Annotated in this window: 18 protein-coding genes; 13 read left to right on the top strand and 5 right to left on the bottom strand. The window is 30.0% G+C overall.

Features of this window, described 5'->3' with window-relative positions:
* Positions 1-156: 156 nt before the first annotated feature.
* Positions 157-954: a nitroreductase family protein gene (locus tag F594_RS0105620; protein WP_019034858.1), complete on the bottom strand. Its 798-nt coding sequence runs from the start codon at positions 952-954 to the stop codon at positions 157-159.
* Positions 955-1,054: 100 nt separating this feature from the next.
* On the opposite strand from F594_RS0105620, the gene F594_RS0105615 reads away from it, so the two are divergent.
* Positions 1,055-2,896 (top strand): ATP-dependent helicase, encoded by a 1,842-nt coding sequence (locus F594_RS0105615; RefSeq protein WP_019034857.1) that lies wholly within the window; start codon positions 1,055-1,057, stop codon positions 2,894-2,896.
* Between the two features lie 7 nt (positions 2,897-2,903).
* Positions 2,904-4,241 carry a magnesium transporter gene (gene mgtE, locus F594_RS0105610; protein WP_019034856.1) on the top strand — a complete coding sequence of 446 codons (1,338 nt, stop codon included), beginning with the start codon at positions 2,904-2,906 and terminating at the stop codon, positions 4,239-4,241.
* Here mgtE and F594_RS0105605 read toward each other — a convergent pair.
* From F594_RS0105605 to F594_RS0105595, 3 genes are all read right to left on the bottom strand, one after another.
* Positions 4,238-4,756 (bottom strand): GNAT family N-acetyltransferase, encoded by a 519-nt coding sequence (locus tag F594_RS0105605; RefSeq protein WP_036746275.1) that lies wholly within the window; start codon positions 4,754-4,756, stop codon positions 4,238-4,240. The two genes, mgtE and F594_RS0105605, sit on opposite strands and share 4 nt — an antisense overlap.
* Before the next feature lie 4 nt (positions 4,757-4,760).
* Entirely contained in the window at positions 4,761-5,957 is a 1,197-nt protein-coding gene (gene sfsA / locus F594_RS0105600; protein ID WP_019034854.1) for a DNA/RNA nuclease SfsA, read from the bottom strand.
* A gap of 152 nt (positions 5,958-6,109) precedes the next feature.
* The gene (locus tag F594_RS0105595; RefSeq protein WP_019034853.1) at positions 6,110-8,119 is read right to left on the bottom strand and encodes a urocanate hydratase; all 2,010 of its coding nucleotides are present in this window, start codon (positions 8,117-8,119) and stop codon (positions 6,110-6,112) included.
* Positions 8,120-8,390: 271 nt separating this feature from the next.
* On the opposite strand from F594_RS0105595, the gene hutI reads away from it, so the two are divergent.
* The 9 genes from hutI (at position 8,391) to F594_RS0105550 (ending at position 19,136) form a co-directional block, all read left to right on the top strand.
* On the top strand, positions 8,391-9,656 hold the full coding sequence (hutI, locus tag F594_RS0105590) for an imidazolonepropionase (RefSeq protein WP_019034852.1): 1,266 nt from the start codon (positions 8,391-8,393) through the stop codon (positions 9,654-9,656).
* Positions 9,657-10,262: 606 nt separating this feature from the next.
* Positions 10,263-11,795 carry a Na+/H+ antiporter NhaC gene (gene nhaC, locus F594_RS0105585; protein WP_019034851.1) on the top strand — a complete coding sequence of 511 codons (1,533 nt, stop codon included), beginning with the start codon at positions 10,263-10,265 and terminating at the stop codon, positions 11,793-11,795.
* Between the two features lie 47 nt (positions 11,796-11,842).
* Positions 11,843-12,316, top strand: a complete 474-nt coding sequence (locus F594_RS0105580; RefSeq protein ID WP_019034850.1) for a hypothetical protein — start codon at positions 11,843-11,845, stop codon at positions 12,314-12,316.
* Positions 12,317-12,344: 28 nt separating this feature from the next.
* Positions 12,345-13,886, top strand: coding sequence for a histidine ammonia-lyase (gene hutH / locus F594_RS0105575; protein WP_019034849.1), 1,542 nt, complete (start codon positions 12,345-12,347; stop codon positions 13,884-13,886).
* 47 nt (positions 13,887-13,933) lie between these two features.
* Positions 13,934-14,827, top strand: a complete 894-nt coding sequence (ftcD, locus tag F594_RS0105570; protein ID WP_019034848.1) for a glutamate formimidoyltransferase — start codon at positions 13,934-13,936, stop codon at positions 14,825-14,827.
* A 48-nt stretch (positions 14,828-14,875) separates the two neighbouring features.
* Positions 14,876-16,552 carry a formate--tetrahydrofolate ligase gene (locus F594_RS0105565; protein WP_019034847.1) on the top strand — a complete coding sequence of 559 codons (1,677 nt, stop codon included), beginning with the start codon at positions 14,876-14,878 and terminating at the stop codon, positions 16,550-16,552.
* Between the two features lie 8 nt (positions 16,553-16,560).
* Positions 16,561-17,187, top strand: a complete 627-nt coding sequence (locus tag F594_RS0105560) for a cyclodeaminase/cyclohydrolase family protein (RefSeq protein WP_019034846.1) — start codon at positions 16,561-16,563, stop codon at positions 17,185-17,187.
* Entirely contained in the window at positions 17,184-18,527 is a 1,344-nt protein-coding gene (gene glmL / locus F594_RS0105555) for a methylaspartate mutase accessory protein GlmL (RefSeq protein ID WP_019034845.1), read from the top strand. The genes F594_RS0105560 and glmL overlap by 4 nt, the downstream gene beginning before the upstream one ends.
* A gap of 384 nt (positions 18,528-18,911) precedes the next feature.
* On the top strand, positions 18,912-19,136 hold the full coding sequence (locus F594_RS0105550; protein ID WP_009345574.1) for a hypothetical protein: 225 nt from the start codon (positions 18,912-18,914) through the stop codon (positions 19,134-19,136).
* A 41-nt stretch (positions 19,137-19,177) separates the two neighbouring features.
* On the opposite strand, the gene F594_RS0105545 is transcribed toward F594_RS0105550, so the two are convergent.
* The gene (locus tag F594_RS0105545; RefSeq protein WP_233428303.1) at positions 19,178-20,086 is read right to left on the bottom strand and encodes a ribonuclease H-like domain-containing protein; all 909 of its coding nucleotides are present in this window, start codon (positions 20,084-20,086) and stop codon (positions 19,178-19,180) included.
* A gap of 90 nt (positions 20,087-20,176) precedes the next feature.
* Between F594_RS0105545 and F594_RS0105540 the strand changes: the two genes are divergently transcribed.
* Both F594_RS0105540 and F594_RS0105535 read left to right on the top strand, forming a co-directional pair.
* The gene (locus F594_RS0105540; RefSeq protein WP_019034843.1) at positions 20,177-20,770 is read left to right on the top strand and encodes an LUD domain-containing protein; all 594 of its coding nucleotides are present in this window, start codon (positions 20,177-20,179) and stop codon (positions 20,768-20,770) included.
* Positions 20,771-20,785: 15 nt separating this feature from the next.
* Entirely contained in the window at positions 20,786-21,934 is a 1,149-nt protein-coding gene (locus F594_RS0105535; RefSeq protein WP_019034842.1) for a cysteine desulfurase family protein, read from the top strand.
* The last annotated feature ends 1 nt before the right edge of the window (position 21,935 follow it).

Below are 21,935 nucleotides of genomic sequence, written 5' to 3'. Positions count from 1 at the left end.
ATTATAGTCTTTGCTATATATTTTTAACTGTAATTCAGATACCTCTAATAATAGAAGACTATATTAAGTATAAAAAGTAAGATGGGGAATAAAAATAGGGACTGCTCAGTCAGCGTCCCTATTTTAATGAAAAGATTTATTTTATTTTTTTATGAATTATAATTTAAAATTACCTACTTGTATATATTCTCCTTTATCCTCTAATTCAATATTCCATTTGTGACTTATGCCAATTGTTTTTGCCATTTCTTCAAAGTAGAATAAAATTATTCCCATATCTATTAATGAAGCTTTGTCTTCTCCATCTTTTTTGACCATATAGGCATAAACAGATTCATCTTTTATCATAAATCTCCATGGTTGGAAATTTTTGTGGCTAGGTGCATATCTGATTGAGGAGAACAAGTCAAAAAGTCCCCTATTTTCAAGAAATTCGGCTGTTATAGGTTCTGATAAACTGCCTTTAGATACTATCTCTTCAACAGAAAGTCTTTCTTGAGTAACAGCTAAATCAAATAATTTTTTCTTTTTACCGTAACCTATAGCTATTAGATAATCAATATTTGCACCATTTTCACCAAATAAAGATTTTTTTGCCTTGTCATCTACTTCAAAAACGGTTATCCAGCAGGTGTCTAAATCCAAATTAACAATTTCAGTGTTCAGCTTTTCTAACAAATATCCACTTTTTAGAATATTTACTTCAGAGTCTTTATTAAATTCAAGACCTATGTAGTGGGGTGCTTCAATCATAACTCCATTATAGCCGGCTTTTCCGTCCAGTCCTTTATAAATTATGCTACCGTTTTCAAATAGATAAAATTTAGCCATCGCATCTAGATTGTCTATGACTTTCATATTCTCTTTTATTTTAGCCAATACATCTGCAGGAATTTTCTTATTTTTAAAATCTCTAACAGATTTCCTTTTTTGTAAAAAATTTGTCATTAACATATTATCACTCCCATTATCTTTATTATAATACACTTGACCTTAAAAAAATAGATTTAAAAAACTAAAAAAATAGTATAGACTAATTATGGAGGGAATTTTTTTGGAACTTACAGAAAAACAAAAATTAGTAACTTTACATAGAGATGGACCGGCACTTGTTTTAGCTGTTCCTGGGGCAGGCAAGACGACTATACTTTTACACAGAACTTTAAATCTTATAAAAACGGGCGTAGATGCCAAAAGAATTTTAACTATAACTTTTTCTAAGGCAGCAACTAATGAAATGTCAAAGAGATTTTCTAAAATTTCTTCTAATTTGAATACTAATTTTTTAACTATTCATGCTTTTTCATATAAAATACTTCTTGATTATGCAAGGGTTCGTGGTAAAAATTATAAGCTTATTGAAGAAAAAAAATCATTGAAAAATCAGGTTTTAAAAAATATCTATATTTCAATTAATAATACTTATCCAACTGAAGATTTATTGGATATGACTTCTAATGAAATTTCCCTTTGTAAAAATTTGCTTCTTAATCCCTCATCTTTTGAGAACAATTTTAATTGTCAGACTGCTAATTTTCAAAAGATTTTTCTGTCTTATGAAAATTATAAGAAAGAAAATCATTATATTGATTTTGATGATATGCTTACTTTAACTTACAAAATTTTAAAAGATGATGCCTATTTTAAGAATAAGTACAGGTCTTATTTTGATTTTATTCAGCTCGATGAGGGTCAGGATACTTCTTATGTGCAATTTTTAATTTTAAAACTTTTGGCTAAGCCTAAAGATAATATTTTTATTGTTGCTGATGATGACCAAAGTATTTATGGTTTTAGAGGAGCAAAACCTGATGAATTATTGAAGTTAAATGAAACTTATGAGGATTTAAAAATCTATTATATGGAAGAGAATTTCAGGTCTTCAAAAAATATTGTTAATATTTCAAATTTATTTATTGGGCAAAATCAGAATCGTTTCAAAAAAGCTATTTGCACAAATAATGATTGGAAAAATCCAGTTGAGCTGATTAAACTAAAGAACTCTTTGGATCAGTACGAATTTATTAGGGATAAATTGCCGAAATTGCAAGGTAGCTGTGCAATTTTATATAGAAACAATCTTTCTGCCATAGGTCTTGTTGAATTTTTGGTAAGAAACAATATTGATTTTAATATTAAAGATAACAAAAATAAGTTTTTCTCTCATTTTATAGTTAGGGATATAATTGATATTATTAATTTTTCAAATGACTTATCAAATTTAGCTCTCTATCAAAAATTTTATTACAAACTTGAAGGCTATATTTCAAAAAGGCATATTGCTTATTTAAAAAATAAAGTTACTGATAATATTTTTAAAGAATTAATGGCATATCCTAATTTGCCACCATATTATTTAAAAAATATTTCTAAACTTGCCAGTGATTTTAAAATATTAAAAAACATGAAATTATCTAAGGCTTTATCTTTCATTCTATATGAAATGGGTTATAATAAGTATTTAGAGGAAAATGCAAAGAGACTCGGAGAAAATATGAATTCTATTTCTGAGTATCTATTTTATATAAGCTTGATTGGTGAAAATGCTAAAGATATTGATGAATTTATTGGTAGACTTAAACATTTGCAGTTTTTATTGAGAAAACCTAATGATTCAAATATAAATTTATTCCTCTCAACTATTCACTCATCAAAAGGATTAGAATTTACTAATGTATTTATGATTGATTTAATTGATGGAAATATTCCTTCTAAGAGTGCTATAGATATTTTGCCTGATGATACATTAGGATTAGAAGAGGAAAGACGATTATTTTATGTTGCTATGACAAGAACCAAGGAAAATCTTTTTTTGATATATCCTTACTATAGGAATAATATTAAAAATGAGATGTCAAGATTTCTGATTGAACTAGAAGGCTGTAGAGATAAGTGAGGTAAATATGGATAATATTTCAAAAGAGATTGGTGTGATAATTAAAGGAAGAGATGAGTTTTTAGCCAATAGATTATTTGAACAATACCATGTTGTTGATATTTTAGATGAACTTGAAGACTTATCTGATGAGAATCTTTTTAAATTTTTAAGGCTATGTAAAGATGTAAATGTGGCAGAAATTTTTGAAGTTTGTGACGAGGAATTTGCCGTAAGAATATCTAAATCTTTTAATGATTTTCAGCTAATAGAAATATTTTCGCATATGAAAAATTCTGATGTGGCAGATCTTTTGGGATATTTACCCACAGTTAGGCGTAAAGAAATTTTAAAAATTATGAAAACATCAGATTCCAACATCTTGAAGATGATTTTGTCCTTTGACGAAGATACAGCAGGGGGCATAATGAGTACAAATTTTATCTCTTTAAGAGAAAATTTAACTGCCCAAGATGCCCTCAATAAAATTAAACAAATTTCTCCTGAAACAGAAATAATTGATGAAATTTTTATTACTGATTATATGCACAGGCTCAAAGGTTATGTAACTTTGAGGACAATTTTAACTGCAGATGATGAGGATCTACTAAAAGATTTATATGAACAATTGAATTTTTATGTGTACGGTAGAGATGATCAGGAAATTGCAGCTAACTTATTTACTAAATATGATTTGACAGTCTTACCTGTTCTAAATCAAAATAAAGCAATCCTAGGGGTAATAACATCAGAAGATATTATCCCTGTAATTGAAGATGAGTTAAACGAAGATATGCTTGCTATGCATGGGGTGGGAAATGAAGATTTAGATTCAGGAATTGTAAAATCTGTAAAATCCAGATTGCCGTGGCTTATCATAAATCTACTAACAGCATTTTTAGCTTCATCTGTTGTTAAACAATTTGAACCTACGATTTCAAAAGTTGTAGTTTTATCAGTAGCTATGCCTATAGTTACAGGTATGGGTGGAAACTCTGGAAGTCAGACCTTATCAATTGTATTAACTTCTCTTGCAAGGGGAGAGATTTCCCTTAAGGAAGATTTTAATCTTATCATGAAAGAAATCATTCTTGGATTTTTGCAAGGGGCTGTCATTGGGATAATCACCGCTGGTATTTTTACGATGTGGTCTAATAATATATATTTAGCCATAATATTATTTTTATCTATGATTGGTAATATGATAATAGCAGGAATAACAGGATTTTTGATACCCCTATTACTTGATAAATTTAATATTGACCCCGCTGTTGCATCTTCTATTTTCTTAACGACATTTACAGATACCTGTGGATTTTTTATATTTCTAGGTCTTGCAACGATTCTTTTGAGGTACTTGGTTTAGGTTAGTTTTTTTTCAAAAGCTAACCTTTTATCTTTGCCGTCTATATAGATAATACCCCTGTATTTAAAAGCTAAAGATTTTAAAAGACCAAGCATGGGAAGATTTTCTTCATGAGTATCAATTCTTAAAATATCTATATTGTTATTTTTTGCAAATTTTTCTATCTCTTTAAAAAGAAATTTGCCATAGCCCTTACGGTGAATTTCTGATTTAGTAGCAAATCTATGAATAACTATATATGGTCCTTCATAGACCCATTTGCCATCAATATTATCATAATCTTTATCGTAATTTCTTAAAAGGGCTGTGGCAATTATATCATCACTTTCAAGAACGTATAGATTTTTATTTGTGATTAGTTCTTCTAAATTATCAAGATTAGGTTTCTTAGAGCCTTGCCATTGGTCCACTCCCAATTTATTTAAGGCTTTTGAGCCGTCATCATAAATTTTTAGTATTTTTTCTTTATCTGATTTTTTGCAAAGTCTAAAAATCATTTTATTATTTTCGTTCATGGCATTATTTTATGCGCAGGGGTTTTTCGAAAGAATCTCTGGGCAGCTTACCTTTAAAATAAATAACACCGGCAAATCTAAAGCCACATGAACGTAAAATATGTTGCATTTTATAATTATCCTTGTGAGTGTCAATTCTTAATACATTAAGCCCCATTTCAACTGCCAAATCTTCAATTTTATTTAAAAGTTTTCTGGCATAGCCTTTATTTCTGTGGTTTCCAGCTACAGCAAACCTATGGATACTTAAATATTTTTTTCCATAGAGGTATTCTCCTCTTATATCTTCATAATCTGAATCATAAGTTTGTAAAATAGCAGTCGCCACAGGAACCTTATCTTCTAATACAAAAAGCTCTTCTTTATTTAAGAGTTCTTGCATATTGGAAAGGTTAGGTTTATAACTTCCTTGCCATTGGTCTACACCCATTGCATGAAGAGATTTTGAACCATCATCATAAATCTTTTCTATAGCTTTTTTATCGGAAAATTCAGCCAGTCTTAAAATAATATGGTCCAAATTATAGTTTATTTTATCAAGAATTTTTATTTCATATGGACTTACAAGAGAATCATAAACTAGAACCTTTACTCCCTTTTGGTTATCCATTTCTAATTCCTTAGCAAAGTCGTAATGTCTTTTATAATTGGGGAAAAATTCATTGGGACCATGCATTTGAATTAAAAATAATATATAGGCATCATATCCCTCATCAATAGCCATAGAAAGCTCTTTTATGTGTTTTAAACCTCTTTTTGTAGGTGCATCAGGAAAAGATGCCAGTCCATTATTTTCAAGAGTTACACCCTTTACTTCCAAAAAGGCTTTTTTATTTTCACCTTCTAAGTAAAAATCAAATCTACTTTTATCAAATTTAAATTCTCTCTTATAACCTTTAACTTCAAAACCAAAATCTATTTTATTTTCTTTGATTGCTTCTTCAACAACGTTATTAGGAGCTGTGGAATCAACATTTATAAGTATTTCGTTTTTCAATATAGATGTAAGAGTATATTTTGTTTTTCTTTTAGGAGAATCATTTTTACTTAGATAGCACTGAGCATTTCTAATAAAAAGTTCTTCACACCTTCCGGTGTTTGGTATATAAACCAATTCTTCTTTCCCATCTATAATAACTTTACCTATAAATCTATTTATCCTTTCTATAAAATTACCCTTTACAATTTCTTGGTATTTCATAAAAAACCTCCTTTCATACTATTAAAGTATATATTAAAATTAAAAATAAAAAAAGTATTATGTAAAACAAACAATCTTTTGTAAATTTTTAAAATATTATGTAAATTAAAAAATAAGTCGGATAAGCACCCGACTTAATTTTTTAATAAAGCTTATTTAATGTTTTTTACAGCATCTTCAATTAACTTATCATCAACTAAATAGGGAAGAGTAATAACTCCTGTTTTTTCATCGTTAAATTCTACTGAAACCTCCATAGCGTGTTCATTTCTAGCCCAACTTCTTCTGGCTACGCCACTCATAACATCCCATGTTAGAGATAAATCTATTATTTCATCTACACGCTCAGAACCATCTAGTACAAGTCCGAATCCTCCGTTAATCGCTTTGCCAATTCCAACACCACCGCCATTGTGAAGAGCAACAAGGCTCATTCCTCTTGCACAGTTTCCTGCGAAACATTGTGTTGCCATATCTGCCATTACATTGGAACCATCTTTAATATTTGATGTTTCTCTGAAAGGTGAATCAGTTCCTGATACATCATGGTGGTCACGACCCATCATTACAGGTCCGATTTTTCCTTCTCTTACTAATTCATTAAATTTATGTGCAATAGCAACCCTACCTTTTGCATCTTGGTATAGTATTCTAGCTTGAGTTCCTACAACTAATTTATTTTTTTCTGCATCCCTAATCCAGTTATAGTTATCTCTATCTTGGTATCTTCTTTCAGGATCTATACAGCTCATAGCAGCCTTATCAGTTTCTATAAGGTCTTCGTGTTTTCCTGAAAGACAAACCCATCTGAAAGGTCCATATCCATAGTCAAATAGAAGTGGTCCCATAATATCTTCAACATATGATGGCCAAATAAATCCGTTTTTATCATCAACACCATTTTTAGATATTTCTTTTACACCTGAATCAAAAATTGCTTTCATAAATGAGTTACCGTAGTCAAAGAAATATGTTCCCTTGTCGACAAGTCTTTTTATTACTTCAAAATGTCTTCTAAGTGTAGCATTTACTAATTCTCTAAATTTTTTAATATCTTTTCCTAACATATCTGTTCTTTGGTCAAATGTTAGTCCCACTGGGCAGTAGCCACCATTATAAACATTATGACAAGATGTTTGATCAGATAATAAATCTATATGAATATTCTTTTCATCCATGTATTCAAGAAGATCAACTATATTTCCATGGTATGCAATAGATAAAGTTTCTTTATTTTTTTGTGCTTGTAAAGCCATATTAACAGCTTCTTCAGAAGACTCTGCAAGTTTCATAATCCAGCCTTGTTCAAGTCTTGTTTCTATTCTTGAAATATCTACTTCTGCAATAATTGAAACAGCTCCTGCTATATCTCCAGCCTTACCTTGAGCACCACTCATGCCACCAAGACCAGATGATACAAAAAGTTTTCCTTTAAGATTATCTTTTTCGCCAAGACCAAGTTTTAATCTTCCTGCATTTAAAATTGTGTTATAAGTACCGTGAACTATACCTTGAGGACCTATATACATCCATCCACCTGCAGTCATTTGACCGTAGTTTGCAACTCCCATTTCTTCAGCAATTTCCCAATCATCTAAGTTATCATATTCACCAATCATAAGTCCGTTTGTTGTGATAACTCTTGGAGCATTTTTTCTAGATTTAAAAAGTCCTAGAGGATGACCTGATTCAATTACAAGAGTTTCGTCATCATGCATAACTTCCAAATATTTTTTTATAAGATTATATTGCATCCAGTCATGACATACTGAACCAGTTTCTCCATAAGTAACAAGTTCATATGGATAAAGAGCAACTTCAAAGTCAAGATTATTATCAATCATAACTTGAAATGCTTTTCCTTCTAAGCAATTACCCTTATATTCATCAATTGCTTTACCCCAAATTCTTCCTTGTGGTCTAAACCTATAGCCGTAAATTCTTCCACGACTTGTCAATTCTTCTAAAAATTCAGGAATAAGTTCTTCATGATATTCTTCCGGTATATATCTAAGAGCATTTTTAAGAGCAATCTTAGTTTGTTCTTTGGTTAATCTGAATCCTCTATCTGGAGCACGCCTTATTCCAGGCTCGAAAGATTTCTTTTCAGGAAGAAAATCCAGCCTAACTACCATCGCTTTTTCTAATGTTTGATTATCCATAAAAGTTAATCAACCTCCTTTTTAAATAATTATAAAACAATGAAAAAATTTTGTAAACTGATTTTTAATTTGATGAATTAAAAATGTTTTCAGAATAAATAAGCTTTTTTATATACTTATAAATAATAAAATTACATTTTGTAAATATTATCCAATTAGCTAGCAAAGTCATAATTATAAAATTGTTTTCCTTGACAAAATAATTAAGTAAATCTAAAATTAAGGTTAGTTTTTAAATTGGGATGATTTATCAAAATAAGGGGAGGTTATTATGAAAGCTGATAAGATTTTATATAATTTAGAAGAAGTATTTTCACCTAAGGATTTGGGCAGACCGCTTAGAGGAAAAGAAATGAATGAAGCTGATATTTTAAAAAATGCCTACATTGCAATAAAAGATGGTAAAATTTTACAAATAGGACAAGGAGATGCTTATAAATCACTTCAAGATGAGCATACAAAAATGGTTGACTTAAAAGGATGCGTGGCTACTCCAGGATTAATTGATGCTCATACTCACCTTGTTTACGGTGGCAGCAGAGAAAATGAATTTGCCATGAAATTAAATGGCATGAAATACCTTGACATACTAGCTGCTGGCGGTGGAATTTTATCAACACTTAAAGCAACAAAAGAAGCAAGCTTTGAAACATTATATGACAAAACAAGAAATCTTGTGGAACAATTTATGATTCATGGGGTTACAGCTGTAGAAGCAAAATCAGGCTATGGAATTGAACTTGATACAGAAGTTAAAGAACTAGAAGTCATAAAAAAAATCAACGAAGATTTAAAAGTTGAACTTGTTCCTACATTTATGGCTGCCCATGTAATTGCAGAAAAATATAAAGATGACCCTGACAAATATGTAGACATTGTTATTGATATGATGCCAAAAATTAAAGAAAAAGGTCTGGCAGAATTTTGTGATGTATTTTGCGAAAAAGATGTATTTACTGCCGAACAATCAAAAAGAATACTCGAAGCAGCAAGAAAAAACGGCTTTAAACTTCGTATTCATTCAGATGAAATTGCAGACATCGGTGGTACAAAAGTTGCATCTGAATTAAAGGTAAGATCAGCGGAACACTTGATGGTAATAAGTGATGAGTCAATTAAGGCACTTGCAGAAAATAATGTAATAGGTAATCTTTTGCCAGGGACAACTTTCTCCTTGATGGAAGACACTTATGCACCAGCTAGAAAAATGCTTGAAAATGGCATGGCAATCACCCTCTGTACTGATTCAAACCCAGGCTCATGCCCGACAGCAAATTTGCAATTTATTATGCAGTTAGGATGTTTTGCCTTAAAACTCACCCCAATAGAAGTATTTAATGCTGTTACCATAAATGCCGCATATTCAATAGATAGAGCCAAAACAATGGGTTCTTTTGAAGAAGGTAAGGCTGCAAATATATCTGTATTTGAAGCCAAAAATCTAGACTACTTGTTATATTTCTTTGCAACAAACCTATGTAAAAAAGTTTATATAGATGGAGAACTTGTTGTTGATCAAAGACAGTTAGTAAAATAATAATAAAAAATTTCCGGGACACAATCCCGGATTTTTTTGTGTAAATAAAATTTGCACGTTTTTGTAAGTATAAAATTATATTTTAAAGTAAATATATTTAATCATTAATTATTTTAAATTTAAAGGTAAAAATTTTTTGAATTATATTATAGGTATCTGAAAGGGAATTAAAAAAATAAAAATATTTTTTTTATTGTATTTATTTTTCTAATCTTGATTAAAATTTTACTTAAAAATTTTACCATATGCTGAATTTATTGATAATTAAGGCTTTTATATTTTATAAATTATTTAAAACTTTTTTCTGTGCTAAACAGTTATCGAAAAGTCTTGCTAACATATTGTATTTTAGCCTTTTTTGTCAAAAAAGTTTATTTTTTTTATGTTGACAATGATTTTCCTGTGTGAAATAATTTAAGTATGAAGTTAGGTATGAAAAGTGCCTATATCATATTCATTTTGAAATAATCCAAATGGTGAAATTTGTTTGGATATTTTCAAAGCTTATCTGTTTAGTTTCTAATCAGATACATTTAGCGCAGATTATTTCTGCTTAGTCAATGTGTATGCGTTTTCACAAAGCGCAAAGTTTTAAAGGAGGTTATTATGGACAATAGTAAAAAAACTGTAAGGCTACCAAATTTATTGGAAGCTCTTTTGCCTGTTCTTACAATGGTTGGTCTTATGATTTATGTTTTTAATTTTAGCGATAGGACCTATGACGCTGCACATATGCCATTAATTATTGGCATTATTGTGGGTTCAATTGTTGGAATTATGTGCGGTCATACCTGGTCAGATATGGTTGCTGGTATGATTAAAAGATTGGATGCGACATTGGAAGCTATATTAATTTTACTTACTGTCGGACTTTTAATATCATCTTTTATGATATCAGGTACAATTCCAGCTCTAATTTATTACGGTTTAGATATTTTGACACCAAAATTATTTTTACCTGTTGGATGTCTTCTTGTTGCCGTTGTTGGACTTGCTTGTGGTTCTTCTTGGACTGCTACAGGTACAATAGGTATTGCTTTTATGACAATAGGTCAAGGCCTTGGTATTAACCCAGCGATAACCGCCGGCATGGCAATTTCAGGAGCTTATGTTGGTGATAAATTTTCACCATTATCTGATACAACTAACCTAGCAGCAGGTGTTGCACAAACTGGTTTATTTGACCACGTTACAGCTATGGTTTCAACTACAGGACCAGTATTTGTTTTGGCACTAATTTTTTATACAATCTTGGGTATGGGTTCAAATATTGGGACATACGACCCAACAATTGCTAAGGGGATTCAAGATGCGATAATTGGTTCTTTTAATATTAACCCATTCTTACTTATTCCAATTTTAGTAATTGTGGTCGTTTGTATTTTAAGAGTTCCAGGATTACCTGGTGTAATGATTTCTGTATTTACAGGTGTGATTTTTTCACTTATTTTCCAAGAACCAAGATCTCTTGGAGAAATTTTTTCAGTTCTTCACTATGGACCAAGTGTAGAAACAGGAAATGAATTTTTGGATGCAGCTTTAGCTAAAGGTGGTATGGACCATCAAATGTGGACAATAAACCTTATTATTTTAGCAGTATCTTTTGGAGGTATCCTTGAAAAATGTGGTACCGTAGAAAAATTATTTGGAAATTTAAAGAAGAGAATAAATAGTGTTGGAGGGCTTGTCCTTGCAACAATGATGACATCAATTTTCTGTGATGCTACAATGTGTGACCAATTTTTAGGTATTGGAGTTCCTGCACCATTATATGATGATAAGTATGACGATTTGGGACTTGCAAGAAATATGCTTTCTAGAACACTTGAAGATGCTGGTACACTTTGGGCTGTTATGTTTCCTTGGACTGCTTGTGGTGCTTATCAAATGCGAACTTTGGGAATTTCACCTATTAAATTCTTCCCATTTGCTTTTGTTAACTTATTAAATCCAATATATGCAGTTATCACCGCTTATTTAGGACGCAATATTTTCTGGGCTGATGGCGCTTATACTAATTTGTTTGGTAAAACAAAAATGCTTAAAAATGTTCCAAATGCTCCTGAAAAAATTCATAAGTATGCAGTTTCTCAACTTGAAAAGAGAAGAGCTGAAGGAAAAGCGCCTAGTATTCGTTAAAAGTTAAAAAAATATATTATTAAATAGTTTAATTGAAAGGTTTTATTGTGAAATTTGATTTACCTTGGAAAGATTTAGATGGAAATATCTACTCATATATAGATGTAAAAAATAGAAAAAATTATGTAAATTATATTGCGTGGTTTTTAACAATTCTTTTTGCCTTAATTGGTTTTTTTACAGTTTATAGAATTGGGCTTTTTATTGCTTTAGTGTTGTTTTTAACCTTGGTTTATAAAAGATATGTTGTAGTTACAAGTAGGGGTCTTGAAATATTTTACAATATTTTTATTAGCAAATCTTATGAGATTTGGGATTGGGAAGATATTTACGCATTAACTTATGCTAATGATTATGACTACAAAGATCTAAAAATTATTTATTTTACCAAGGGTGATATAACTAAGAGATTTTATTTCAAGTCTGAAGATTTACAAGGTATAATTTCGTTAGCTAAGTCTAAATCAAAAAAAATTAAAATTTTTGATGCAGCTAAAAATAAAAGTTTTGTTAAAAATTAAAAGTGTTAAAAAAAGGAGAATAATTATTATGATAGTTTTAAATGGAAATAATCTTACATTAGAAGATTTAGTAAAAATTGCAAGATTTCATGAAAAAGTTGAAATTGATGAAAGTGCAAAAACTGAAGTTGAAAAATCAAGAAAGTTTGTTGAAGAAATTGTTGAAGAAGAAAGAGTTGTTTACGGTATTAATACCGGTTTTGGTTCGCTTTCAAGGGTTAGCATTCCAGAAGAAGATAACGCACAATTACAAGAAAATCTAATCAGAACTCACTCTTCAGGATATGGTAATCCATTATCAGAAGCTGAAGTAAGGGCATCCATTGCCATTAGAATTAATTCATTGTTAAAAGGTGTTTCTGGAATAAGACTTTCTACAATTGAACTTTTGGTAGCTATGTTAAACAAAAATGTAGTACCATTTATTCCTGAAAAAGGTTCTCTAGGTGCCAGCGGTGACTTAGCTCCACTTGCTCATATGGTTCTTCCAATGCTTGGACTTGGAAAGGCATATTATGAAGGAGAACTTTTAAAGGGGGCTGAAGCGATGAATCGTGCAGGACTTAAAACTATTAAACTTGCTGCTAAAGAAGGTCTTGCTTTAATTAATGGTACAACAATTTTAACAGCTACCGGTGCTCTTGCAACCTACGATGCAATTGAACTTGCAAAAATAGCTGATATAGCTGGTGCTTTATCTATAGAAAGTGCAAGAGGAATTATAGATGCTTTCTGGGAAGAACTTCACACAATAAGACCACATGAAGGAAATCTTGCAACTGCAAAAAATATGAGAGGATTGCTTGAAGATTCAACATATGTAACTCATACTGCACAGTTAAGAGTACAAGATGCTTATTCTTTTAGATGTATTCCACAAATTCATGGTGCAAGTAAAGATTCAATTGAATATGTTAAAGAAAAGGTAGAAATCGAAATAAATTCTGCAACAGACAATCCAATAGTAACAGGAGAAGGTCATGTAATTAGTGGAGGTAATTTCCATGGTGAACCTATGGCTCAACCACTTGACTTTTTAGCTATTGCAGTTTCAGAACTAGGAAATGTTTCTGAAAGAAGAATTGAAAGACTAATAAATACAACACTTTCAGGAATGCCATCTTTTCTTGTTAAACACCCAGGTCTAAATTCAGGATTTATGATTACTCAATATGCAGCAGCAGCAATTGTATCTGAAAATAAAACTTTGGCTCACCCTGCATCAGTTGATTCAATAACATCTTGTGAAAATCAAGAAGACTTTGTATCTATGGGTCAATGGGCAGCAAGAAAAGCTCGTGAAGTAGTATTTAACGTTAAAAGAGTTTTGGCAACTGAACTTATGATAGCTGCTCAAGCAGTTGATTTCAGAAGGGAAATGGAAAATGGTAAGCTTCATCTAGGCAAGGGAACTCAAAAAGCTTACGATGTAATAAGAGATTTTGTTGACTTTATTGAACAAGATAAGGACATTGAAATCTATGATGAACTTGAAAAAGCAACTGATATTATAGATAGCGGTAAGTTACTTGAAGAAGTTAAAAAATCTGTTAACCTTGAACTGAAATAGTATATGAATAATATTTTTAATAATATATAAATAATAGGAGGAAAAAAATGAAAAGAGTAATGTGTATTCCAAATTATTCTGAAGGACGTGATTTGGATAAGGTAGATAAAATTACAGAATGTTTTAGAAATAAGGAAAAAATTAAGTTAATTGATTATCAACCTGATAAGGACCACAATAGATTAGTAGTTGAAGTAATCGGGGACCCAAGAGCAGTCGTTGAAGCTGTTATAGAATCAGTAAAAGTTGCTAGTGAAATAATAGATATGAGAACTCATGAAGGTGCTCATCCAAGAATGGGTGCTGTCGATGTTGTTCCATTTGTACCTGTTAGTGAAATGACAACTGAAGAATGTGTAGAACTTGCTAATGAAGTTGGTAAGGCAATTGGAGATATGGGAATCCCTGTATATTTATATGAAGATGCAGCTACAACAAAAGAAAGAAAAAATTTAGCAAAGGTTAGAAAGGGTCAATATGAAGGATTCTTTGAAAAAATTAAAGATCCAGATTGGAAACCAGATTTTGGTCCAGCACAAATGAATGAAAAATCAGGATGTACTGCAGTTGGTGCAAGATTTCATCTTGTTGCATTCAACGTTAATTTGAATACAGATAAGCTTGAAATTGCTGATGCAATTGCTAAAAAAGTTCGTCATATAGGTGGAGGTCTTAGATTTGTAAAAGCAATAGGTCTAGAACTTAAAGATAAAGGACAAGTTCAAGTTTCAATGAACTTAGTAAATTTTGAAAAGACTAGAATTTACCAAGCACTTGAAATGGTTAAATCAGAAGCTAGACGTTATGGTCTTAGCGTTGTGAATACAGAACTTATTGGACTTTTACCTCTACAAGCTTTGATAGATTCAGCTGCATATTATATGCAAATTGAAGATTTAAAAGCTGAACAAGTGCTTGAAACTTTATTGATAGAAGAATAAAACTTTATTAATAAGATAATATAATTATTAATAAGAAATGGAGGTAAAATGGATTACAAGACAGATATAGAAATAGCTGATGCAGCTAAAATTGAACCTATTGAAAAAATTGGTGAAAAAATTGGACTAAAAAATGATGACTTAGAACATTATGGTAAATATAAAGCCAAAATTTCATGGGAAGCTATAAATAGATTAAACAAAAATGAAGATGGTAAATTAGTTTTAGTAACAGCAATTTCTCCAACTCCTGCTGGGGAAGGTAAATCTACTGTTTCAATCGGTTTATCTCAAGCTTTTAATAGAATTGGAAAAAAATCAGTTGTGGCTCTTCGTGAACCTTCATTAGGTCCTGTTTTTGGTGTCAAAGGCGGAGCTACAGGAGGAGGATATTCTCAAGTAATTCCAATGGAAGATATAAATCTTCACTTCACAGGAGATATTCACGCCATCTCAACAGCTAATAATTTAGTATCAGCTTGCATAGATAATCACATCTATCAAGGTAACGCTCTTGATATTGATGTTAATAATATAACTTGGAATAGAGTTGTTGATATGAATGATAGGTCTTTGAGAAATATAGTAAATGGTCTAGGTAAAAAAACTGATGGAGTACCAAGACAAGACCATTTTATGATAACTGTAGCCTCTGAAATTATGGCTGTGCTTTGTTTATCAAAGGATCTTAAAGATTTAAAAGAAAAAATTTCTAAAATTATTGTCGCATATACAAGAGCTGGAAAGCCGGTATATATTTCTGATTTACAAATACAAGGTGCAGTAGCAATGCTTTTAAAAGATGCAATTAAACCTAACCTTGTACAAACTCTTGAAAATACACCTGCGATAATTCATGGTGGACCTTTTGCAAATATTGCACACGGATGTAATTCGATAATTGCAACTAAGCTGGCTATAAAAACAAGTGATTATGCAATTACAGAGGCTGGTTTCGGTGCAGACCTTGGAGCAGAAAAATTTTTAAATATTAAGTGCAGAATAGGTGGATTTAAGCCTGATGCAGTGGTCCTTGTTGCAACTATAAAGGCTCTTAAGATGCACGGCGGGGTTAATAAAAATGACCTCAAAGAAGAAAATGTAGAAGCCTTGGAAAAAGGTTTTGAAAATTTAAAACGCCATGCCGAAAATCTGAAGAAATTTGGACTTCCTGTTGTTGTTGCCATAAATCAATTTGTTCAGGATACTGATGCTGAAATTGCCAAACTTCAAACTCTTTGTAAGAACTTGGGTCTTGAAATGTCTTTATGTCAAGTTTGGGAAAAAGGCGGTCAAGGAGCAGAAGATTTAGCCCAAAAATTAGTTAAAATTATTGATGAAGAAAAATCTGATTTTAAATTATTATATGATGCCAATGATTCAATTGAAAATAAAATAAATAAGATTGTAAGAGAAATTTATGGGGGTAGAGGTGCTGTATTTACTAGTGCCGCAAAAAAACAAGTTAAAAAATTAGTCGAACTTGGTCTTGATAAACTGCCAATATGTATTGCTAAAACACAATTTTCATTTACAGATGATAAAAAAATTATTGGTGCCCCTGAAGATTTTGATATAGAAATAAAAACAGTTAGAATATCTAATGGTGCTGGATTTATAGTTGCTGAAACTTCAAATATTATGGTTATGCCAGGACTTCCTAAAGTCCCAGCAGCACAAAACATGGATATTGATAATGAAGGTAAGATTGTAGGATTATTCTAGGAGGATATATGCTTAAAGATTTAACTATTATTGATTTTGCTAATGAAACGGCTTCCAACTCACCTGCTCCAGGTGGAGGCTCAATCGCAGCATTAAATGCTGCCATGGCAGCTTCTTTATTGACTATGGTTGCAAATTTAACAATTGGAAAGAAAAAATATGCAGATTTTTCAAAAAGAGCTGAAGAAATTAAAATTGAATGTGCTAAATATAAAGATTTATTTGTAGAAGCTATAGATAAAGACGCATCTTCTTTTAATGGTGTTATGGATGCTATGAAGTTGCCAAAAGAAACAGAAGATGAAAAAAAGATAAGGGCAGAAAAAATTCAAGAAGGTTATAAAAAAGCAATAGAAGTTCCATTGACTTTAGGCACAAAAGTTACTGAACTTTATCCTTATTGCAAAGAACTTGCTGAAAATGGTAATTCTAATGCTATAACAGATGTTGCTGTAGCTTTAATTAATATTAAAGCAGCTTCAGAAGGTGCTTTTTTGAATGTAAAAATTAATTTAAATTCTTTGAAAGATCAAGATTATAAAAAAGAACTTGAAGAGAAAATGGAAAAAGTTGCTAAAATAATCAAAGAAAATGACCAAAGTATAATGAAAGTTGTAGATGAAAAACTTGCATGAGATATCTTTTAGTAGATGTAGGTTCAACTTATACAAAGCTTAACCTATTAGATACTGAAAAAATAGAAGTTATCGGTTCTAGTCAAAGTTATACTACTGTAAATTCAGATGTAAGAGTTGGATTTTATAAGGCACTTGAAAAGCTTAAGGCAAAATGCAAGCTTGAATATGATGAATTTTTAGGTTGCTCTTCAGCATCGGGCGGTTTGAAGGTTGTTGTTGTGGGATTTTCTAAAAACTTAACAACTTATGCTTGTAAAACTGCCAGCCTTTCAAGTGGGGCTAGAATTTTAAAAGAATATTATTATGAATTGACAAGTAAAGACCTTGATGAAATTGAAAATTTAAAACCAGATATACTATTGCTTTGTGGTGGAACTAATGGTGGAAATACTTACAATATAATTTTTAACGCAAAAGCTATAGCTAAAAAAAATTATAGTTTTCCTGTTGTTTGTTGTGGCAATGAGTCGGCTAATAATTGCATTAGGGATATTTTTGATAAGTCCAATATTAAATATGTATTTACTGAAAATGTAATGCCAACAACCAATGTTGTAAATTATATTCCTTTAAGAAAAGTAATTGCTGAAATTTTCATAAGTACAATTACAAAAGCTAAGGGGATAGATGCCTTATCAAAAAAATGCAAAATATTTTTACCCACACCAATAGCAGTTCAAAATGCTATTTCAACTTATGGCAAGGTAAATGATATAAGACTATTGTCTATTGATATCGGTGGAGCTACTACAGATATTCATTCTATTGGCAAGTCTTATTGGGGAGATGAAAATATCATAGCTCCCGAAATTGATGAGCCATATGAAAAAAGGACAGTTGAGGGAGATATGGGAATGAGATATTCTGCAACAGCTCTTTATGAGTCTTTGGGTGACCAAGTTTTTAAAAACCTTGGCTATACTGATGCGAAAAAAAGATGTCAAGAGCGTTTTGATAATACAGATTTTATGCCTACTGATCTTGAAGAAGAAAAGTTTGATCAAATTTTAGGGTATTTAGCAGCAAAAACTGCATTGTCAAGACACATTGGCAAGTTAAAAAAAATTCCTACAAGTACAAGATATATATATAAGCAAAGTGGTAAGGATTTGAGAAGGGCTAAAGAATTTTTAGCAACTGGTGGAGTATTGATTAATTCCAAGAATCCATCTTTAATTTTAAAGTCAATAAATGATTTAGATGATTCTTATTTGAAACCTGAAAACCCCAAATTCTTGCTTGACAAGTCATATATTTTATCATCAGTAGGTCTTATTTCAAAATTTGAACCGGAAAAAGCTGTAAAGTTTTTAAAAAAATATTTAAAAGAAATATAAAATTTATAAGTTAATGTTATAGAAAATTTTTATTAGGAATTTAGTATCATAAATTTAATGTTTTCATAGAAAAATAGTGTTGGTGGCAAATCATCAACACTTTTTTTGAGGCTTTATAAAATAAGTTTGTGAGTAAATCTCTAAAAGATATTTTTATGTAAAAAATGACAAAGGACAATTTCAACAAAATATAGGTTCTAATAAATACACAGGAGTGATTCTATATATTAATAATCATATAAATAAATTTGAAATCAGTTTTTATAATGGATAAAATAAACTTATTTTTTTCTTTTTGAAAAAAATTATTACAATTTGAAAAATTTTTAACTTTTATGTTTATCTTCATATTTTTGGGTAAAATAGTCACGAAGAGGTGATAATATGATTAGTGACAACGAAAAAAAAGAATTTATACTAAGTCATTTAAAGGGATATCAAAAATGGTTATCTCATGAAGAATTATCTTTTATTTATGGATTGTTGGGCAGTGACCCTAAAGAAGATTCTGAAATTGTTAGTTCAATAAAAGAAATTGTAGAAACATTGCCTGCTGAAAGGTTAGACAAAGTTTATAATTATATTAAGGAAAAGGGACCTAAAGAATAATCTTTAGGCCTTTTTTAAAGATATTTGAATTAATCATAGTCTTATATAAAGTTTTCTATCTCCATTTGGATTATTTTTTTAAAGACTTGTATTATATTTTCTATTAAAAAATCTTTATAGTATAAAATCAAAATTTGAGAAGGACTTTTTAGATGAGATTTATTGGTCAGGTTTTTAAAGTCTTTTTTTAATAAATAGTAACAGTAATCAGCTTTATCATAGATATCGGAATGAGTAAATAATTCCACTTTGAAATTTTTATTGCAAATAAAGGTATAATTTTTATTAGATCTGTAATAATTTCCTTCAAAAGAGGATTCTCCTTCATATATTATTGTATTTTTTTCTAAATAAATATTTTTTATTTCAAAGGTTAAGCTACCAAATTCTAATTTAAGAAATTTTCCTAGGTATTTACTTACTACCACATATAAGTTTTTTAATTTTATTAGATTTTCCCTATTTCTTTTGGAAATTTCTAGGAGTTTATTTCTGTCTTTATTAAGCAAATATTTTTTAAAGTTTTCGCCGACATTTTTTCCTGAAATTACAGGTTGACCCTCAATTTTGAAAAATTCTTCTAAATTATTTTTTGAATAATTTTCTAAAGGGAATAGATATTTAAAGTTTTTTATTTTTTGACTTAATTTTTTTATGTTGAAATCAGTTGGGATTTTATAAGTATCAGCCTTATAAGTTAAAAAATTTTTTTCAAAAGTTCCGTTATAAGCAATTATTTCTTCATTTCTAATAATTTTATTTGCCTTATTTATAAGTTCTATCTCTTCTTTTAAATCTTCTATAATAAATTGATAAATAGTATTATTTTTAATAATTCCTATTGCAATAATGACGTCATTTTTTATTGAAAGCCCTGTTGTTTCTATTATTAAAAAATTTTTTTCTGAATTTTCACTTAGTCTTTTTTCATTATATATCAAAGCAATCACCAATATGATTATAGCATTTAACTTGATCTTATAAATACTTTAAATTTTAAAAAAAATAGTATATCATAAATATGAGGTGAATTAACTTTAATGATAGATTTACTAAGAACTAAAAGCTCACTTATTAAAAATGGCTTTTTTTCTTATATTTTTGATAATAAAGAAGATGCAGTTGATTATTTTCTTCATTTTGCAAAAGAAAATATAAGTTTTGGCTTTGCTGGCTCTAAGACTTTAGAAACTTTAGGAATTTATGATATTTTAATAGATAAGGGCTATAAATGTTTTTGGCATTGGAAAGATGGCTTTAAAAAAGGATTAGACAACTGTAAAGATGCTGATTATTATCTAACTTCTGCAAATGCAATTACATCTGATGGAAGTTTGTATTTTGTAGATAGAATTGGAAATAGAATTTCTTCAGTTTGCTTTGGTCATAAGAAAGTTTTTATTTTTATTGGCAGAAATAAAATTGTAGCAGATAAGGCTGAAGCTGTTAGAAGAGCTGAAAATATAGCTATACCTTTAAATTCAAGAAGGATTAATAATGATATTTTTAAAGGCTTGAGGTCTGATGATTATGTACATTATGATGATGCAGCTAATATGGAGTTATTTTTAAATGCATCTGCTAAGGATAGAGATATATATGTATTTTTAATAAATGAAGATTTAGGATATTGATACATAGGTGATTAGATGATTTATTTAGATAATTGTTCAACAACAAAAACTTGTCAAGAATCAATAGATATTATGACAAAAGCTTTGAGTGAGGATTTTGCCAATCCTTCATCTCTACATTCTTTTGGATTAAAAGTTGAAAAAGAAATTGCACAATCAAGAAGTGCAGTTGCTAAATTAGTTGGGGCACAAGCTTCAGAGATTTTTTTCACATCGGGTGGAACTGAGAGCAATAATATTGCCATTCATGGTTTAATAAAAAAGAATAAAAGAAAAGGAAATAAAATAATAACTACTGCTATTGAGCATGCATCAATTAACGATCAGTTTATCAATTATAAAAATGAAGGATTAGATGTTAAATTTATTGGTGTTGATAAACATGGAAATGTAGATATAGAAAAACTTTTAGATGAAATTGATGAAAATACTATAGTTCTCTCTCTTATCCATGTCCATAATGAGCTTGGGACTATAAATGATTTAAAGGAAATTACTAAAAGAGTTAAAGAAAAAAATAGAAATGTTTTAATACATGGTGATGGCGTTCAAGCTGTTGGTAAGATTCATGTTAATTTAAAAGAATTAGGTATTGATACTTATTCCATTTCTTCCCATAAAATTTATGGACCAAAGGGAGTAGGAGCCTTATATGTTAGAGAATCCCTTGATATTCCATCCCTTGTCATCGGTGGAGGTCAAGAAAAAGGTCTCAGAAGTGGAACAGAAAATGTTCCGGGAATTTTAGGTTTTGCCAAGGCTTGCCAACTTGCCTATGAAAATTTAGAACAAAGAATAGAACATGCTGGTAAGATTAAGGCTTATCTATTAAAACTTTTAGAGGAAAATTTAAGCGATTATCAGATAAATACGCCCGAAAATTCTTCAAATTTTCACTTGAGTGTATCTATAAAAGATATAAGAGCAGAAGTTCTTCTTCACTATTTAGAGGGAGATGAAATTTATATTTCTACTGCTTCAGCTTGTTCTTCTAACGGAAATCACAAGTCAAAAACCTTAAAAGAAATTGGTCTTAATGACAATTTAATGGATGGAACTATTAGAATTTGTACATCTAAAGATATCAGTTTTAAAGATATAGATATTTTTGTCGAAAAACTAATTAAGTATGTAAATGAAATTAGAAATATAATGATAGGGTGAT

The organism is Peptoniphilus lacrimalis DSM 7455 (genome assembly GCF_000378725.1).
GTDB classification, from domain to species: domain Bacteria; phylum Bacillota; class Clostridia; order Tissierellales; family Peptoniphilaceae; genus Peptoniphilus_A; species Peptoniphilus_A lacrimalis.
Note: the sequence above shows the minus strand (reverse complement) of the source record. Positions and strands in the feature narration are given on the sequence as shown.

What these genes read in the sequence shown, in the direction of transcription:
- mgtE (WP_019034856.1), top strand. Translation starts at nt 2,904, where the DNA reads ATGGATAATATTTCAAAAGAGATTGGTGTGATAATTAAAGGAAGAGAT.
- F594_RS0105540 (WP_019034843.1), top strand. Translation starts at nt 20,177, where the DNA reads ATGATAGATTTACTAAGAACTAAAAGCTCACTTATTAAAAATGGCTTT.
- F594_RS0105535 (WP_019034842.1), top strand. Translation starts at nt 20,786, where the DNA reads ATGATTTATTTAGATAATTGTTCAACAACAAAAACTTGTCAAGAATCA.
- hutH (WP_019034849.1), top strand. Translation starts at nt 12,345, where the DNA reads ATGATAGTTTTAAATGGAAATAATCTTACATTAGAAGATTTAGTAAAA.
- F594_RS0105565 (WP_019034847.1), top strand. Translation starts at nt 14,876, where the DNA reads ATGGATTACAAGACAGATATAGAAATAGCTGATGCAGCTAAAATTGAA.
- ftcD (WP_019034848.1), top strand. Translation starts at nt 13,934, where the DNA reads ATGAAAAGAGTAATGTGTATTCCAAATTATTCTGAAGGACGTGATTTG.
- sfsA (WP_019034854.1), bottom strand. Translation starts at nt 5,957, where the DNA reads ATGAAATACCAAGAAATTGTAAAGGGTAATTTTATAGAAAGGATAAAT.
- F594_RS0105560 (WP_019034846.1), top strand. Translation starts at nt 16,561, where the DNA reads ATGCTTAAAGATTTAACTATTATTGATTTTGCTAATGAAACGGCTTCC.
- F594_RS0105595 (WP_019034853.1), bottom strand. Translation starts at nt 8,119, where the DNA reads ATGGATAATCAAACATTAGAAAAAGCGATGGTAGTTAGGCTGGATTTT.
- F594_RS0105605 (WP_036746275.1), bottom strand. Translation starts at nt 4,756, where the DNA reads ATGAACGAAAATAATAAAATGATTTTTAGACTTTGCAAAAAATCAGAT.
- hutI (WP_019034852.1), top strand. Translation starts at nt 8,391, where the DNA reads ATGAAAGCTGATAAGATTTTATATAATTTAGAAGAAGTATTTTCACCT.
- F594_RS0105550 (WP_009345574.1), top strand. Translation starts at nt 18,912, where the DNA reads ATGATTAGTGACAACGAAAAAAAAGAATTTATACTAAGTCATTTAAAG.
- F594_RS0105620 (WP_019034858.1), bottom strand. Translation starts at nt 954, where the DNA reads ATGTTAATGACAAATTTTTTACAAAAAAGGAAATCTGTTAGAGATTTT.
- glmL (WP_019034845.1), top strand. Translation starts at nt 17,184, where the DNA reads ATGAGATATCTTTTAGTAGATGTAGGTTCAACTTATACAAAGCTTAAC.
- nhaC (WP_019034851.1), top strand. Translation starts at nt 10,263, where the DNA reads ATGGACAATAGTAAAAAAACTGTAAGGCTACCAAATTTATTGGAAGCT.